The 15,147-nt window shown below is 72.8% G+C and carries 13 protein-coding genes; 2 read left to right on the plus strand and 11 right to left on the minus strand.

Annotated features, from left to right (window positions below; translation table 11 throughout):
• Positions 1-67: 67 nt before the first annotated feature.
• The 6 genes from efeB to IH50_RS0103815 all read right to left on the minus strand — a co-directional run bounded on the left by efeB (position 68) and on the right by IH50_RS0103815 (position 6,246).
• A complete protein-coding gene (gene efeB / locus IH50_RS0103790) occupies positions 68-1,354 on the minus strand; it encodes an iron uptake transporter deferrochelatase/peroxidase subunit (protein ID WP_030857184.1) in 1,287 nt (428 codons plus the stop codon).
• 6 nt (positions 1,355-1,360) lie between these two features.
• Positions 1,361-3,298 (minus strand): copper resistance CopC/CopD family protein, encoded by a 1,938-nt coding sequence (locus tag IH50_RS0103795; RefSeq protein WP_030857185.1) that lies wholly within the window; start codon positions 3,296-3,298, stop codon positions 1,361-1,363.
• Between the two features lie 13 nt (positions 3,299-3,311).
• Entirely contained in the window at positions 3,312-3,761 is a 450-nt protein-coding gene (locus tag IH50_RS0103800) for a copper chaperone PCu(A)C (RefSeq protein ID WP_030857187.1), read from the minus strand.
• Positions 3,758-4,414 carry an SCO family protein gene (locus IH50_RS0103805; RefSeq protein ID WP_030857189.1) on the minus strand — a complete coding sequence of 219 codons (657 nt, stop codon included), beginning with the start codon at positions 4,412-4,414 and terminating at the stop codon, positions 3,758-3,760. The genes IH50_RS0103800 and IH50_RS0103805 overlap by 4 nt, the downstream gene beginning before the upstream one ends.
• Positions 4,415-4,506: 92 nt before the next feature.
• Positions 4,507-5,262: a YcnI family protein gene (locus tag IH50_RS0103810; RefSeq protein WP_030857192.1), complete on the minus strand. Its 756-nt coding sequence runs from the start codon at positions 5,260-5,262 to the stop codon at positions 4,507-4,509.
• A gap of 186 nt (positions 5,263-5,448) precedes the next feature.
• A complete protein-coding gene (locus IH50_RS0103815) occupies positions 5,449-6,246 on the minus strand; it encodes a hypothetical protein (RefSeq protein ID WP_030857194.1) in 798 nt (265 codons plus the stop codon).
• Between the two features lie 220 nt (positions 6,247-6,466).
• Between IH50_RS0103815 and IH50_RS0103820 the strand changes: the two genes are divergently transcribed.
• Positions 6,467-6,931, plus strand: coding sequence for an ATP-binding protein (locus tag IH50_RS0103820; protein ID WP_030857196.1), 465 nt, complete (start codon positions 6,467-6,469; stop codon positions 6,929-6,931).
• Positions 6,932-7,032: 101 nt separating this feature from the next.
• Here IH50_RS0103820 and IH50_RS0103825 read toward each other — a convergent pair whose 3' ends face one another.
• Positions 7,033-8,490, minus strand: coding sequence for an aminopeptidase P family protein (locus tag IH50_RS0103825; RefSeq protein ID WP_107061967.1), 1,458 nt, complete (start codon positions 8,488-8,490; stop codon positions 7,033-7,035).
• Positions 8,491-8,590: 100 nt separating this feature from the next.
• Positions 8,591-10,105 carry a PP2C family protein-serine/threonine phosphatase gene (locus tag IH50_RS0103830; RefSeq protein WP_078913831.1) on the minus strand — a complete coding sequence of 505 codons (1,515 nt, stop codon included), beginning with the start codon at positions 10,103-10,105 and terminating at the stop codon, positions 8,591-8,593.
• 504 nt (positions 10,106-10,609) lie between these two features.
• On the opposite strand from IH50_RS0103830, the gene IH50_RS0103835 reads away from it, so the two are divergent.
• Positions 10,610-11,275 (plus strand): bifunctional DNA primase/polymerase, encoded by a 666-nt coding sequence (locus tag IH50_RS0103835; RefSeq protein WP_030857201.1) that lies wholly within the window; start codon positions 10,610-10,612, stop codon positions 11,273-11,275.
• Between the two features lie 819 nt (positions 11,276-12,094).
• On the opposite strand, the gene IH50_RS0103840 is transcribed toward IH50_RS0103835, so the two are convergent.
• The 3 genes from IH50_RS0103840 to IH50_RS0103850 form a co-directional block, all read right to left on the minus strand.
• Positions 12,095-13,060 (minus strand): DUF5926 family protein, encoded by a 966-nt coding sequence (locus tag IH50_RS0103840; RefSeq protein ID WP_030857203.1) that lies wholly within the window; start codon positions 13,058-13,060, stop codon positions 12,095-12,097.
• 168 nt (positions 13,061-13,228) lie between these two features.
• Entirely contained in the window at positions 13,229-13,873 is a 645-nt protein-coding gene (locus IH50_RS37415; protein WP_037871941.1) for an ATP-binding protein, read from the minus strand.
• A 166-nt stretch (positions 13,874-14,039) separates the two neighbouring features.
• On the minus strand, positions 14,040-14,870 hold the full coding sequence (locus tag IH50_RS0103850) for a glycerophosphodiester phosphodiesterase (RefSeq protein ID WP_030857206.1): 831 nt from the start codon (positions 14,868-14,870) through the stop codon (positions 14,040-14,042).
• Positions 14,871-15,147: the final 277 nt, after the last annotated feature.

A 15,147-nucleotide genomic window follows, 5' to 3' on the forward strand; every position in this document is an offset into this window, starting at 1 on the left:
CACCCTAATGGGGCCCCCGGCCGACGGCTGCCCCGCCGGTGCCCTCAGGGGTGACGCGGGACGGTTCTCACCCCTCCAGCAGCCGCTGCCCCACATACTCTCCCTCCGCCGCGCCGCCCGGCACCGCGAACAGCCCGCTCGCCTCGTGGCGGACGAACGGCGTCAGGGCGTCGCCCCGGTCGAGCTTGCGCTGCACCGGCACGAAGCCGCGCAGCGGATCGGCCTGCCAGCAGATGAACAGCAGTCCCGCGTCCGGTGTCCCGTCCGCGTCGATGCCGTCGTGGTACGAGAACGGGCGGCGGAGCATGGCGGCACCGCCGTTCTGGTCGGGGCGGGTGATCCTCGCGTGGGCGTTGATCGGGACGACCAGGTTGCCCCGGGAGTCCGTCTTCTCCAGGTCCATGTCGGACGTCTCGGTGCCTCCGGACAGCGGCGCTCCGTCGGACTTGCGGCGCCCGATGACGTTTTCCTGCTCCTTGACCGGCAGCTTCTCCCAGTCGTCCAGCAGCATGCGGATGCGGCGTACGACGGCGTAGGAGCCGTTCGCCATCCAGGCCGGCTCGCCCTTCCCGGGGACGAAGATCCGTTCGTCGAAGTCGGACTCGGAGGGCTTGGGGTTGCGGGTGCCGTCGACCTGGCCCATCAGGTTGCGGGCGGTCATGGGGTGGGCGGTGGCGCCGGGTGAGCGATTGAAGCCGTTCATCTGCCAGCGCACCTTCGCCGCGGAGCCCGCGTCCTTCTGGACGGCGCGCAGGGCGTGGAAGGCGACGAGGGCGTCATCGGCGCCGATCTGCACCCACAGGTCGCCGTTGCTGCGGGCCTTGTCGAGGTGGTCGGAGGAGAAGTCGGGCAGTGGGTCCAGGGCGACCGGGCGCTGCTTCTCCAGGCCGGTGCGGGCGAAGAAGCTGTGACCGAAGCCGAAGGTGAGGGTCAGTGAGGAGGGGCCGGCGTCACGGGACACGCCGGTGTCGTCCTGCGCGCTGGGCTCGCCCGCCATCAGCCGGCGGGCGGTGTCCGACCAGCGGCGCAGCAGGGCGGCGGCCTCCTTGCGTCCGGTCCCGGGCGCGAGGTCGAAGGCGATGAGGTGGCCGCGGGCCTGGAGCGGCTGGGTGATGCCGGGCTGATGTTTCACGTGAAACGCGACCTGGCCGTCGCCCACCGACGTCAGCGGGGTGGCTGCGGCGGGTGCCGCCGCGTATCCCACGGCTCCGCCCGCCGCCCCGAGGGCGAGTCCGGTGGCGCCGGCCGTGCCGAGCAGCCGGCGCCGGGAGATGCCGTTCCCGGTGGTCCGGTCTCCGGTCTCCTTCTGGGGTGCCCCGGGGGTCCGGGCCTGCGGAAGGGTCTGGTCAGCCATGGTGGTTCAGCCGATCTTCGCGTTCTTCGAGACGGTCACCTGGTCGATGTCGGAGGTCCGTACGGTCACCTCGACCTTCCAGTCGCCCGTCATGGGGATCTGTACTCCGCTCGCCGACCAGTGTCCGGTGGCGATGTGGTCGGGGACGACGGGCAGCGGTCCGATGTCCTTGGCGGAGAGGGTGAGGGCGACCTTCACCTCGGGGATGTCGACGGCCTGGCCGTCCGGGCCCTCCACATAGACGTGCATGTCGTTGTCGCCGACCCGGGCGGGGTCGAGGTCGATCGTGACGACGCCCTTGCCGTTCTCGCCGCCGGTGTCGAAGGGCATGTTCAGTGTCACCGCGCCGGTGCCCTGGCCGGTCGAGGCGGACGACGAGGCGGAGGTGGCCGCCGCGGCCTCCTGCTCGGTGCGCCCCGGCTCGGTCTGCGTCAGCACGGTGGTGACGGCGAGCAGGACGACGGCGATGCCCGCCTCGGCGAGTACGGAGCGGCGCAGCCCGAAGCGGTGGGGGTCGGCGTCGCGCAGCCGCTTCTGCCGGGCGCTCTCCATCGCGGCCCGCTGCCGGGCGAGCTGGGCGGCCCGGGCGTCACCGCCCTTTTCGGCCCCGGACTCGTCCTTCCCGGACTTGTTCTTTCCGGCTTCGGTGGCTTTGCCCGCCTCTGCCGGCTGCTTCTCCTTCTCCTTCTTCTCCTCACGCGCCGCCGGGACCGGTGCCTCCGCCAGCCGTGCCGTCCAGCGCCGTGAGATCGAGGCGGTCGCGACCATCACCGCCACGAGCCCGATCTTGGCGAGCAGCAGCTGTCCGTACCGGGTGTCGGTCAGCGCCGACCAGGAGCCGAGCTGCCGCCAGCTCTGGTAGACGCCGGTGACGGCCAGCGCCACCACGCTGCCGAAGGCGAGCCGTGAGAACCGCTGGACGGCGTCCCGGTCGACCGGGGTGTCGGCGGGCGCCCGGTAGAGCGCGACGAGCAGGGTGGTGAGTCCGCCGAGCCAGGCGGCGACGGCCAGCAGGTGGAGCACGTCGACGGGCATGGCGACACCGGGCTGGAGTCCCTGGGAGGCGTGCTCGGACATGGCCCAGCTCGCGGCGAGCCCGGCCGCCACGACCGTCCCGCCGATCGCCAGCCCGAAGGTCAGGTCCCGCTTCTCCTCGGCCTCCCGCTTGTCGTAGGCGCCGAACAGCACCGCGATGAACAGGGCCGCCGCGGCGAGCAGCAGCAGCCGGGAGACCAGTGCCGCGCCGGTCTTCGTCTGGAGCACGTCCCCGAGCAGCGACAGGTCGAAGACGTCGCCGACCGCCCCGGAGGTGGTGTAGGAGCCGCGCAGGAGCAGCAGCGCGAGCGTGGCCGCGGTGAGCGTCAGCCAGCCGGAGACGACCAGCCGCTGTACCGCCCGCACCCCGGCGCCGCGCCCCCAGCAGGCGAGCACGAAGGCGGCCCCGCCGGCCATGACGACGAAGCCGGCGTACGACACGTAGCGGCCGATGCCGTACAGCAGGCCGATCAGGCCGTCGTCGGAGGCCGGTGCGGAGGCGGAGACGGAGGTCTCGGAGGGGGCGCCGATGGAGAAGGTGAAGGCTCCGGCGACGGGGTGGCTGTCCGCGGACACCACCTGGTAGGCCACGGTGTAGGTGCCGTCGGGCAGTCCGCTGAGCAGTCGCACGGTGTATGTCGTGCCGCCGGGGTTGGCCGGGGTGCCCTTGTCGACCCGATTGCCCTTGGGGTCGAGGACGCGCACGGCGTCGTCGCTCACCGCGATCTGTTCGGAGAAGGTGAGCGAGACCTGGGCGGGTGCCGTGTCGACCACCGCCCCCTGCCCGGGATCGCTTCCGGTCAGCGCGGCGTGCGCGGAGGCGGGGGCGGCTCCGGCGAGGAGCGCGCCGGTGACCGCCAGGAGCAGCAGCACCAGGATCCGCACGCGGGGGGCGATGGTCTGGGTCACGGGGGTGTCTCCCTCAGTGTCCGGTCTTCGGGGTGTAGGTGGCCGGTTTCACCGGTATCTCGACCGTGACGGGGTCCGACTCGGCGAAGCGCAGCTCGACGGAGACCTTCTGGCCCTGCTTCGGCTTCCGCTTCAGCCGCTCGAACATCAGATGGTTGCCGCCGCTCTCCAGCACCAGGCTGCCGTGGGCCGGGATGTCGAGGGCCTCGACCTCCTGCATGGCCCCGTCGACGGTCTCGTGCACGGTGACCTGGTCGGCGACGTCGCTGCTGACCGAGGTCAGCCGGTCCGCGGAGTCGCCGTCGTTGGTGATGGTGAGGAAGCCGGCGGCCATGTCGGAGACCGGCTGCGGCATGTACGCGGAGCCGACGGACAGCTCCGCCGGGCCGCTGCCGGAGCCGCCGCAGCCGGCCAGGGCCAGCGCCCCGGCGACGACCAGGGCCGCGGCTGCCGGGCGCCTCACGGGTTCTCCCCCTTGATGATCTTGGGGAGGTCCTTGGTGTAGTCGTCGACGGTGGCGTCCTCGCCGTAGAGGACGTAGCCGCCGTCGGTCTTCGGGGAGAAGGCGATGACCTGGGTGCCGTGGTCGGAGACGGTCTTGCCGTTGTCGTCCTTGCGCGGCGGGTCGATCGAGATGCCGAGGGTGCGGGCACCGGCCTGGATGGTGGCGAAGTCGCCGGTCAGGCCGACGACCTGGGGGTCGATGCCCTTGAGCCACGTGCCCAGCGCGGCGGAGGTGTCACGCTCCGGGTCGGTGGTGACGAACACGATCCGCAGCTCGTCCTGCTGTTCCCTGGGGAGCTGCTTCTTGGCCACGGCGAGGTTGTTCATCGTCAGCGGGCAGACGTCGGGGCAGTGCGTGTAGCCGAAGTAGATCAGGGTCGGCTTGCCCGCGGTCTCCTCACGGAGGTCGTACTTCTTGCCGTCCGTGTCGGTGAGGACGAGGTCCGGCTTCTCGAACGGATTGTCGAGGACGGTGCCCGCCTTCTGGGCGCCGGCCTCCTCGGACACCACGGCGATGGGATCGCCGCTGTCGCCGGACCCGCTCCCGCAGGCGGAGAGGGTGAGGGAGGCGACGGCGAGCAGGGCCGCGGCCGCGAAGGTCTTCTTGCGCATGAATGGTCCTGAGAGGTGAGTGCTCCGGCGCGCACCGGGAGGTCACGTGGGCCGTGAGCGGCCCGGTGCGCGCCGTCGAGAAGGAGGAGGGGTCAGGCGGTGGTGCGCCGACGGCCGGCGAGGACGCCGTAGGCGACGCCCGCGGCGCCGACCACGATGCCGACGACGCCCAGGACGCGGGCGGTGGTGTCCGTACCGCCGGAGTCGCCCTCGTCACCGGAGGCGGAGGTCTGGGCGGAGGCGTTCTCGGCCGCCGCGGTGTCGCCGGAGGCCTTGTCGTCGTCCGCGGCACCGTGCGCGTGGCCGTCCTCGGAGGCCTCGGACAGGGTGAGCACGGGAGCCGGGTGCTCGGGCTCCTCCTGGCCCTCCTGCGGCACCTCGATCCAGCGGACGACCTCCTTGTTGGAGTACGTCTGCAGGGCCTTGAAGACGAGTTCGTCGGCGTCCTCGGGCAGCGTGCCGACGGACACCGGGAACTTCTGGAAGAAGCCGGGCTCGATGCCGTCGCCCTCGGCGGTCCAGGTGACCTTGGAGACGGCCTCGTCGATCTTCTTGCCGTGCATCTCCAGCGGCTTGTCCAGCTTGGACGTGGTGACCTTGACGTCCCAGCCGTCGACCGGCTGCGGCATCACGGACGCCAGCGGGTGGTCCGTGGGGAAGGTGACCTCGAGCTTGGTGGTCGAGGCGTTGTCCCGCTCGTTGGGGACCTTGAAGCCGACGACCGCGTAGCCGCCCTTCGCGGCCTCACCCTCCGGCTGCACGCTGACGTGCGCGAAGCAGGGGGTGGACACGGCGAGGACGGCGGCACCGGCGGCGGCGCCGGCGGCGGCGATACGGGAAGCCTTCATGGCAGAAGCACTCCGCTTCGGTTGAGGTTTCACTGACGGTGAGGGATGTGCCGCGCGTACGACCGGACGGACCCTTCGGACGGGACGGCCGGGCGCACACGGAAACGGCCGCACGCGCGTGCCGCACGACGGCGCCCCTCTCCTCGGCCCCTCGGCCGGAAAACCCGGAGTGGTGGTCGCCTCGCGTCAGGCGGCGAGAGCGAGTGCGGTGCCGGCGGCCGGCGGGCCCCGGCGGATCACCGTGTGGTGCAGTCCGGCGGAACGGGGCGGAAGCGGGGCGAGCAGCGCGGTACGCGCCATGCGCGGGGCCCCTTCCGGTGCTCCCGGGAGCCCGGCGCGCAGGGCACGCACCAGGGCGAGCGCCGCGCGGAGGGACCGCACGAGGGCGCCCTCGGCGACACCGTGCGCCGACAGTGCGGCCAGCCGCAGCAGGGCCAGGTCACCGCGGCGCAGCAGCCATCCCGCGGCCAGCGCCGCGAGGACGTGCCCGAGCAGCATCGGCAGCGACGGCAGCAGGCACGCCGGGGCGTCCGCGGTGGTCTGCGCGTGGGTGGCGGCCCCGGCATGCCCGACCCGCGCGTCGATGAGGACGCGCTCGGCCTGTGCGGGGCTGAGCCCCGCCGAGGCGGGCCCGCACAGCAGCCGCGCGGCCCGCTCGACCAGCGCGGCGTCGGAGAGCGCGGACGACGGCCCCGTGGCGGGCGCGCCGTGCTGCCCCAGGCCGAACAGCGTGTGCAGGGCCGTCTGGCCGCACGCCAGCAGCACCACGATCCCCGGCAGCGACCGCGCGCGTCCGGCGAGCGGCGCGGCGACCGCGAGGACCCCGAGGAAGCCCGCGCCCAGCGTCCACAGCGGTACGGCGGTGCGGGAGGCGAGCGTGTGCCCTGCCCCGGCCAGCACGACGCAGACCGCGGCGAACACCGCGGCCCGCAGGATCCGGAGGCCTCGTCCGGAGCGTGTCGTACACGGGTGGGGGGCAGACATGGCGCGCTCATCATCGCACCGGCCCACCGGCCGCCGTACGGCAGGTCCGCAAGATGAGGTACGACCGAAAGGTCACATCCGGTACGACATGCCCCGCATACACCGATCGTATCCACGACACACCCGCCATATGGGCGGTGTCACGTCAACTTCACGCTTACCGGTGAGCACTCAGGGCAATACGTAACGGTATGTCGAGCCGCAGCCAGGAGGCTGGAGCATGAGCATCTGGTGGTCACTCCATCTGCGGCGCGACGCCGCCAGCGTGCCGCTCGCCCGGCGCCTGCTGCTCGGCACCATGGAGACCGCGGGCGTCGACCCCGACATCTCCTACGACTTGTCCGTCGCCCTCAGTGAGGCCTGCGCGAACGCGGTCGAGCACGGCGGGGACGCCGCGCGGGACGGCGCCTCGGAGGCGTTCCGGGTGACCGCCTACCTCGACGGCGAGAAGTGCCGCATCGAGGTCGCCGACGCGGGCCCCGGCTTCCCCGGCGTGACCGGGAGCCGTCCCCGCCCGCCGGCCCGTCCCGCGCCGTCCGACGCGGAACACGGACGGGGCCTGGGTCTCATCCGGGAGCTCGCCGACCACGTCCACATCGGCAACAGGCCGGGCCGGGGCGGTGCGGTGGTGAGCTTCGACAAGATCCTCAAATGGCGCGAGGACGCTCCGCTCGTCGCGGTGTAGCGGATCGCGGTACGGCGGGCCACGGCGCGGCCGGGTCGCGGTGCGGCGGCGGGAACGGGAACGGCCGGGCACGCGCGCGTGCCCGGCCGTCGTGCCGTGCGTCAGCCCTTCAGGCCCGCCATCCACGCCTCGACCTCGTCCGACCGCCGGGGCAGCCCCTCGGACAGGTTCCGGTTGCCGTCCGCCGTGACGAGGATGTCGTCCTCGATGCGGACGCCGATGCCCCGGTACTCCTCGGGCACGGTCAGGTCGTCGGCCTGGAAGTACAGACCCGGCTCGACGGTGAGCACCATGCCGGGCTCCAGCGTGCCGTCGACGTACGTCTCGGTCCGCGCGGCGGCGCAGTCGTGGACGTCCATGCCGAGCATGTGACCGGTGCCGTGCAGCGTCCAGCGGCGCTGCAGGCCCAGCTCCAGCACCCGCTCCACCGGGCCCTCGACCAGGCCCCACTCGACGAGCCGCTCGGCCAGCACGCGCTGGGCGGCGTCGTGGAAGTCGCGGTACTTGGCGCCCGGCTTCACCGCCGCGATACCGGCCTCCTGGGCGTCGTACACGGCGTCGTAGATCTTCTTCTGCAGCTCGCTGTACGTGCCGCTGACCGGCAGCGTGCGCGTGACGTCGGCCGTGTAGTACGTGTGCGTCTCCACGCCCGCGTCGAGCAGCAGCAGGTCGCCGGAGCGGACCGGGCCGTCGTTGCGCACCCAGTGCAGGGTGCAGGCGTGCGGTCCGGCGGCGCAGATGGAGCCGTAGCCGACGTCGTTGCCCTCCACGCGGGCGCGCAGGAAGAACGTTCCCTCGATGTAGCGCTCGGAGGTCGCCTCGGCCCTGTCGAGGACCTTCACGACGTCCTCGAAGCCGCGCACGGTGGAGTCGACGGCCTTCTGCAGTTCGCCGATCTCGAAGTCGTCCTTGACCAGCCGCGCCTCGGAGAGGAAGACGCGCAGCTCCTCGTCGCGCTCGGCGGTGACCTTGTCGGTCAGCGCCGCCTCGATCCCGGCGTCGTACCCGCGCACCACCCGGACCGGCCCTGTGGCCTCGCGCAGCGCGCCGGCCAGCTCGCGCACGTCGGAGGCGGGGATGCCGTACAGCTTCTCGGCCTCGGTGAGGGAGTGGCGGCGGCCGACCCACAGCTCGCCCTGCCCGTCCAGCCAGAACTCGCCGTTCTCACGGTTGGAACGGGGCAGGAGGTAGATCGTCTCCTTGTGGCCGTCGGCCGTGGGCTCCAGGACGAGGACGCCGTCCTCCGTCTGGTTGCCGGTGAGGTAGGCGTACTCGACCGATGCGCGGAAGGCGTACTCCGTGTCGTTCGACCGCGTCTTCAGGTTGCCCGCGGGGACGACCAGACGCTCACCCGGGAAACGGGCGGAGAGCGCCGCGCGGCGGGCGGCCGTCTCGGCGGCCTGGGGGATCGGCCGCAGATCGTGCAGCTCGGTGTCGGCCCAGCCGTTCTTCATGTTCTCGGCCAGCTCGTCGGACACGCCCGGGTACAGGCCGTTCTTGCGCTGCTTGACGGGCTCTTCCTCGGCAGTCTCCGGGGTCTCCGGCAGCTCCTCGGCCACGGTCATCCTCCTCGATACGGCACTGGACCACCCCCCATCGTACGGTCGGGCGGAAACGGCCGAATGGGGCACGGACCGGTGGCGGAGAGGGACGGGACGGCTACGCGAACCGTGCCGCCAGCAGCACCACGTCCTCCCTGGAGTCCGCCGTGTCCGCGCCCTCGGGCAGCACCGCGCGCAGGACGTGGTCGGCGACGGCGCCGGGGTCGTGACGCAGGGCCTTCGGCACCCCGGCCGCCGCCGCGTGCAGCCGCGCGAAGGCGCGGTCGGTCGGGTCGCCGGTGCGGTGCAGCAGCCCGTCGGTGTAGAGCAGCACCGTCTCCCCCGGCTCCGCCTGGACCTCCACGCTCGGCGCCTCCCAGCAGGCGAGCATGCCCAGCGGCGCGGAGACCGACGTCTCGACGAACTCGGTGCGGCGCTCGCCGAGCAGCAGCGGCGGACTGTGCCCGGCGCCGGCCAGGGTGATCCGGCGCAGCGCGGGTTCGCAGTAACCGAACAGGGCGGTGGCCGACCGGGCGGGCTCGGTGAGCCGCAGCAGCAGCTCCAGGTCGGACAGGACGGCGACCGGGTCCTCGCCCTCCATCACGGCGTACGCGCGCAGCGACGCCCGCAGCCGCCCCATCGCCGCGACCGCGCTGGGTCCCGCCCCGGTGACGGACCCGACGGCGAGACCGAGGGCCGCGTCCGGCAGGGGCAGCGCGTCGTACCAGTCGCCGCCCCCGCGCGGGGAGGTGCGGTGCCGCGCGGCGAGCTGGACACCGGGGACCCGGGGGAGGCGGGAGGGCAGCAGTTCCTCGGCCATCGTGGCCATGCACGCGCGTGTGCGCTCGAGTTCGAGGAGCCGGGCCAGGTGCTCGGCGGCGTGGCGGACGTACAGGCCCACGAGGTGGCGCTGCCGCTTCGACGGCTCGGCCGGCTCGTCGTAGAGCCACACCGCGGCGCCCAGGCGCCCAGAGGTCCCGGTGGCGAGCGGGAGGGCGAAGCTGGCGGCGTAGCCGAGGCGGGCGGCGACCTCGCGGTGCCGGGGGTCGAGCCACTTCTCGGCGGACAGGTCGGGTTCGGTGACGCCGTCGTCGGAGCCGGGCAGCCCGTCGAGGATCCTGCCGTACGGCAGTGCGCCGCGCGGCACCGTCTCCAGGTGGCCGAGATCCGCGCGGGCCAGTCCCAGGCCGAGGGTGGTGGCCGGTCCGAGACCGTCGGAGGGTTCCAGGGCGACGAGCCCGCGTCGCGCGCCCACCAGGGCGGCTCCCGCGCGCAGCAGTTCCTGGAGGGCCTCGTCGAGCGTGCTCGCGCGGGCCAGGCGTTCGGTGAGTTCGTGGAGGGTCGTGAGGTCGGAGACCCAGCCGGCGAGCCGGTCCTGGAGCAGCGCGCCCGGCGCGTTCTGGGGGTTTGCCGGGGGAGCCGGGGAGGTACCCGCGGTGACGGACGCGACAGTGTGTGCGGGTGAGGGAACCGTTGAATCGATTCCGGCCACTTTCGGAGGGTGCGGAGCGTTCATGGTGTCCGGCTTTCCGACCGGTACGTACTGCTCGAAAGCATCGCAAACCCCCATGTCATTCTGCGTCACCGGCAGTGTCTCCACATGTACACGTACTCGTGAGGAGATGTCCAGCATTGTCCTGCTGGGATTCCTGGTGTCCGTGGGGCTGGAGAGAATTCCCGCAGACCCCCTTGCCGAAATGTGAAGTTGGCTTGAAACTGCCTCAGGGGGAGGCATATTGCGGTCGACTGGGTTTGCTCGACGGAGCGTCACGACGGTCGTGATGGGTACGTACTCGGTGAAGGCCAGGTGTGGTGGGGAACCACCCGGGAACCTGGCGACGGACCCGGGCGTCTTAACCACCGACGACCGTGCCCCATCCTCCCGCGGCGGAGGCGGAGAGAACCACGCGCGACGGCAAACGCCAGACTTCGCCACCCCCACGCCACGCCCGTACTGCCGATAGACGCGGTACGGGTGGAACGGCCGCGGAGGCAGCCCATGCTCGGCCCATAGGGGTATCCCCTGCCCGGCACGGGGGTGTGATGCGCCCATAGGTACGCACAGTGAAGTGATCGACACATGGCGTGATCTGGACCACGGTGTTGCCAGGCGTGCAACGGAAAGGAACGAGCGCTCATGCGCGAGATCCTCGGAAGGCGACGCAGGCTCCTGTCCCGGCGTGGCGACGGAGGGCCCGATCTGATCGGCGCGGCCCTGACCTTCGCCACGGACTGGCAGTGGCCCGTACTCCCGGGCGTGGCGGCGGACCCGCAGGGCCGGTCCCGCTGCGTCTGCCCCGACCCCGAGTGCACGGTGCCGGGTGCCCACCCGTTCGACCCCGGCCTCCTCGCCGCCACCACCGACGCGCGCATGGTGCGCTGGTGGTGGGGCAACCGGCCGACGGCACCGATCGTCCTCGCCACCGGAGGCAAGGCCCCCTGCGCGGTGTCCCTGCCCGCCCTGCCGGCCGCCCGCGCCCTCGCCGCGCTCGACCGCCGCGGCATGCGGCTCGGTCCGGTCGTCGCCGCGCCGGCCCGCTGGTCGATCCTGGTGAAGCCGTACTCCATGGAGCAGCTGGGCGAGCTGCTGTACGCCAAGGACTTCGTCCCCGGCTCCCTCCGCTTCCACGGTGAGGGCGGCTACCTCGCGCTGCCCCCGTCCGGGACCGCGCAGGGCGAGATCCGCTGGGAACGCGCGCCGCTGCCCGGCTCGGCCGCACCGTGGGTGCCCGATGTCGAGGCGGTGGTGGACGCCGTGGTCGACGCCCTCACGCGTAGGGGTGTGAGCGCGCCCGAGATGTAGCGGGTGCGCGCACGGCGTCCCGGCCGGGCGCGGCCCCTCCCTCCCGGACCGGGGTGCCCACGCGCCTCACGGGTACCGTGGCGGCCCGCCCGGTCGCGTGCCGCCGTGGCGGGGCCGGGGACACGCCCGCGGGGCCGACCGGTGCGGTACGGACCGCTGTGCACGGGATGTCGAGGTGCCACTGCCGCCGACGGGGTGCACCCGTCCGGGCCCGGGGACCGCACCGGTTCCGCACGGCCCGCCGCGCGGCGCCGCCCCGTGCTCTCCTTGCCTTCCCCGACGGCTCAGGGGCACGGGCCCGTGTGCCGGCGCGAGGGCGGGATCCCGGGGCGCGGACTCACCACCGCGACGCCACCGGCGGGGCCTGGGACGCCGTACCCGGCCTCAGGGGACCCGGCGGCGGACGCACCGTGCCGGGGACGGGCTGCCACGCGCGGGACGCCGGGTCGGCGCGGTCGGTGCGCTCGGGGTGGCCGCGTGTGCCGCACGGCGGCCGCGGAGGTCGGGGCCGGCGCCGTAAGGGGACCGCAGCCGTTGCGCTCCGGAGGCAACTCCCTTGTGGCAACGGGCGGTTGACGGGTGACCGCGCTCCGTGAACGGTGGCCGACACGCAAAGACCCGGTTGCTGGCGACGGGGGATGCACCAGCAACCGGGCTATGGGAACGGTAACAAGAGATCGCCGGTTCGCAAATTCGATCACGGCCTTTCCGGTCACCGACTGACTTGTACGCGGCGGGAGTTGCGCAGGAGGCCGATGGTGCGTGACGGGGCGGTTCCGCCGGTCGGGCGACCGGCGGAACCGGGTGTGCGACCGGACCTCAGCTCAGCGTGACCTGGCGGTTCGTCAGGCCGCCGCGCGCACGGCGCTCGTCGGCGGTCAGCGGCGCGTCCGTGGCCAGCGCGGCGGCGAGCCGCTCGGCGAACTCGGCCGCCGGCTTCTCCACGTCCTCGGCGCCGACCCCGCTGGGCAGGTCCCAGACCGGCACGGTGAGCCCGTGAGCGCGGAAGGAGCCCACGAGACGGGTGCCCTCACCGAGCGAGGAGCCGCCCGCCGCGTGCAACCGCGCGAGAGCGTCCAGAAGCTGCTCCTCGGGATGCGGCATGACCCACCGCAGATGGTTCTTCTCGGGCGTCTCGCACCAGTACGCGGAGTCCACGCCCGACAGCTTGACGGTCGGGATGGCCGCGGCGTTGGCCCGCTCCAGGGAGGCGGTGACGTCCGGCGTGGCGTTCTCCGAGTCCGGGACCCAGAACTCGAACCCGCTGTGCACGACCGGCTCGAAAGCGCCCTCGGGGTCGAGCAGGTCCTGCAGCCGGACCCCGTCGGCGGGGGCGCGCCGGGCCTGCACCGGAGTGCCCGGGTCGGCGGTGAGCGCGCGCCGCAGGGTGTCGGCGAGATCGCGGCTGATGTCGCCGGAGGAAGTGTCGTTCTGCAGGCCGAGCAGGACCGAGCCGTCGTCGCGGCGCAGGGCGGGCCAGGCCATCGGGAGCACCGTGGCCAGCGTGACCGACGGGACGCCCTCGGGCAGGCCGTCCTTGAGCGTCAGTTCGACGGTGGCGGCCGGCACCAGCTCGCGCAGCGCCACCCAGTCGCACTCGCCCGGCAGGCCTTCGAACGGGCGGTGCACCAGCTCGGTCACCGCGTGCGCGGCGGCACGGCCGTGGCAGGCCTTGTAACGGCGGCCGCTGCCGCACGGGCAGGGCTCGCGGGCGCCGACGACCGGGATCTGCCCGTCCGTGAGCTGCGGGCGCTTGGCCTTCGTCTGGGGTCGCTTCTTGGCCATCGTGGGTGTCTCCCGGTTACGGCTCGTCTCGTACGGGCGCGAGCCTAGCCGTTCATGCCACGACCGACGGGAACCTGTGGACGACGTGCCGACCTGTGGACACCGCGGGCACCGCGCCGGACCGGCGTCGCCCCCGGCCGGGGCCGCCCTCGGTCCGGCTCGTCGAACTCAGTCCAGCTCGTCGAAGACGTCCGCGAAGTCCAGCCCGGGCACGTGGGAAACGGCGGGCGCCGCCACCCGTGCGGCGAAGTCCTCGCGCCGGTGCCCGGTTCCGGCGTCCGGGTCGTACACGTCGTCGTGGACGACGACCCACACCGTGACCTCGCCCGGCACCTCGTCGCGTACGCCCCAGTCGTCGGCCAGCGCGGTGATGATGTTCAGCCCCCGGCCGCCGTGCGCCGTGACCGACGGGGTGGCCGGAGCCGGACGGGTCGGGCCGCCGCCGTCCGTGACCTCCACGACGAGCCGTCCGCACGGGTCCACCCGCCAGGCGGCGCGTACGTCCCCGTCCCCGGCCAGGGCGTCACCGAGCGGCCGGCCGTGTCTGCACGCGTTGCTCAGCAGCTCGGAAAGAATCAGTACGGCATCGTCGATGACCGGGTCCGCCACCCCGCCGTCGCGCAGCTGCGCGCGCATACGGCGCCTCGCCTGCCCCACGCCCGCAGGGCCATGGGGCACGGCCATGCACGACGACGTGGGCACCTCCTGTGCCACCACCAACGCCACCCCCGAGACCTCCTTCGCCCCACGCCACGGTGTGGATGCCCCATGGGCCCGAACGGGAAACCGGTCGGTCCGCGAGCGGTGACGCACTCCAAGCGATCGAATACGCACCGAACGCGCCGGAGCACTCCCCGTAGCCGTGTGGCTGGATTTCGTCGCTGTGGCCGAGATGTGAGGATGCGCCGGGATCGGGCACGAGGTCAAGACTCGTGCGCACTGCTCCTGGGGCCGGTGGGGTGGGTGGTGCGCCGTGCGGTCAGCGGCCGAGCTGATCGAGGACCGCACGGGGGCGGTTGGTGATGATGGCGTCTACGCCGAGACGTACGCAGAGGTCCACGTCCTCCGGCTCGTTCACGGTCCACACGTGCACCTGGTGCCCGGACTGCCTCAGGCGCTCGATATACGCGGGGTGGCCGCGCACGATGCGGATTGAGGGCCCCGCGATCCGCACGCCGGTGGGCAGGCGTCCATCGCGCAGCCGCGGTGAGACGAACTGCGTCAGATGGACCGTGGGCAGCGTCGGCGAGGCGGCGTGTACGCGGTGTAGCGACCGCGCGGAGAAGCTCATCACGCGTACCGGGGAGTCCTCCGCCGCGGCGGGCGCGTCGAGGCCGAACCGCTTGAGCAGGAGCAGCAGCCGCTCCTCCACCTGTCCCGCCCACCGCGTGGGGTGTTTGGTCTCGATCGCCAGTTCGACCTGGCGCCCGGCGTCGGAGACCAGCTCCAGCAGCCGCTCCAGGGTGAGGACGGAGGTGGCCTCCCGGTCCTCCGGGCGGTGCTCCCAGTCGGGCTCCTCGACGCGTGGCCCCCCGAAGGCGTCGCGGCTCTTCCAGGAGCCGAAGTCCAGGGCGGCCAGATCGGAGAGCTCGAGCGCCGACACCGCACCGCGCCCGTTGGACGTACGGTTGACGCGACGGTCGTGAACGCACACGAGGTGACCGTCGGCGGTCAGGCGCACATCGCATTCGAGCGCGTCCGCGCCGTCCTCGATCGCTTTGCGATATGCGGCCAGGGTGTGCTCGGGGGCGTCCTCGGAGGCCCCGCGGTGCGCGACGACTCGGATCGGGTGCTGCCGTGCGTGGGTCACCGCGTCATGGTGCCACCGTGCACGGGTAGACGGGTGCCAGGAGTGGGGTGAACGGTGTCGCCGTCCGGTCGGAGGCATCGAGTGGTGCGCCTTAAGTGAGTAATGCCCTATATAAAGAATGGCCCCGGACCCACAGGAACGGCTTATGGTGCCCTGACGGCCCGTGGGAAAAGCTGACGTCATACAAAAAGGCATGCACAGCCGCGTCGCGCCGGACCCGTGGACGGGCGTGAACGAGCGTGACCGACAACAACAGCCGTGGATCGAGGAGAGAAGC

It is taken from the genome of Streptomyces sp. NRRL S-37, assembly GCF_000721605.1.
Lineage (GTDB): Bacteria > Actinomycetota > Actinomycetes > Streptomycetales > Streptomycetaceae > Streptomyces.

Bases quoted from the DNA above. Each gene is read 5' to 3' on its own strand.
- efeB (WP_030857184.1), bottom strand. From the start codon at position 1,354: ATGGCTGACCAGACCCTTCCGCAGGCCCGGACCCCCGGGGCACCCCAG.
- IH50_RS0103805 (WP_030857189.1), bottom strand. From the start codon at position 4,414: ATGCGCAAGAAGACCTTCGCGGCCGCGGCCCTGCTCGCCGTCGCCTCC.
- IH50_RS0103810 (WP_030857192.1), bottom strand. From the start codon at position 5,262: ATGAAGGCTTCCCGTATCGCCGCCGCCGGCGCCGCCGCCGGTGCCGCC.
- IH50_RS0103815 (WP_030857194.1), bottom strand. From the start codon at position 6,246: ATGTCTGCCCCCCACCCGTGTACGACACGCTCCGGACGAGGCCTCCGG.
- IH50_RS0103820 (WP_030857196.1), top strand. From the start codon at position 6,467: ATGAGCATCTGGTGGTCACTCCATCTGCGGCGCGACGCCGCCAGCGTG.
- IH50_RS0103830 (WP_078913831.1), bottom strand. From the start codon at position 10,105: ATGCTGGACATCTCCTCACGAGTACGTGTACATGTGGAGACACTGCCG.
- IH50_RS0103835 (WP_030857201.1), top strand. From the start codon at position 10,610: ATGCGCGAGATCCTCGGAAGGCGACGCAGGCTCCTGTCCCGGCGTGGC.
- IH50_RS0103840 (WP_030857203.1), bottom strand. From the start codon at position 13,060: ATGGCCAAGAAGCGACCCCAGACGAAGGCCAAGCGCCCGCAGCTCACG.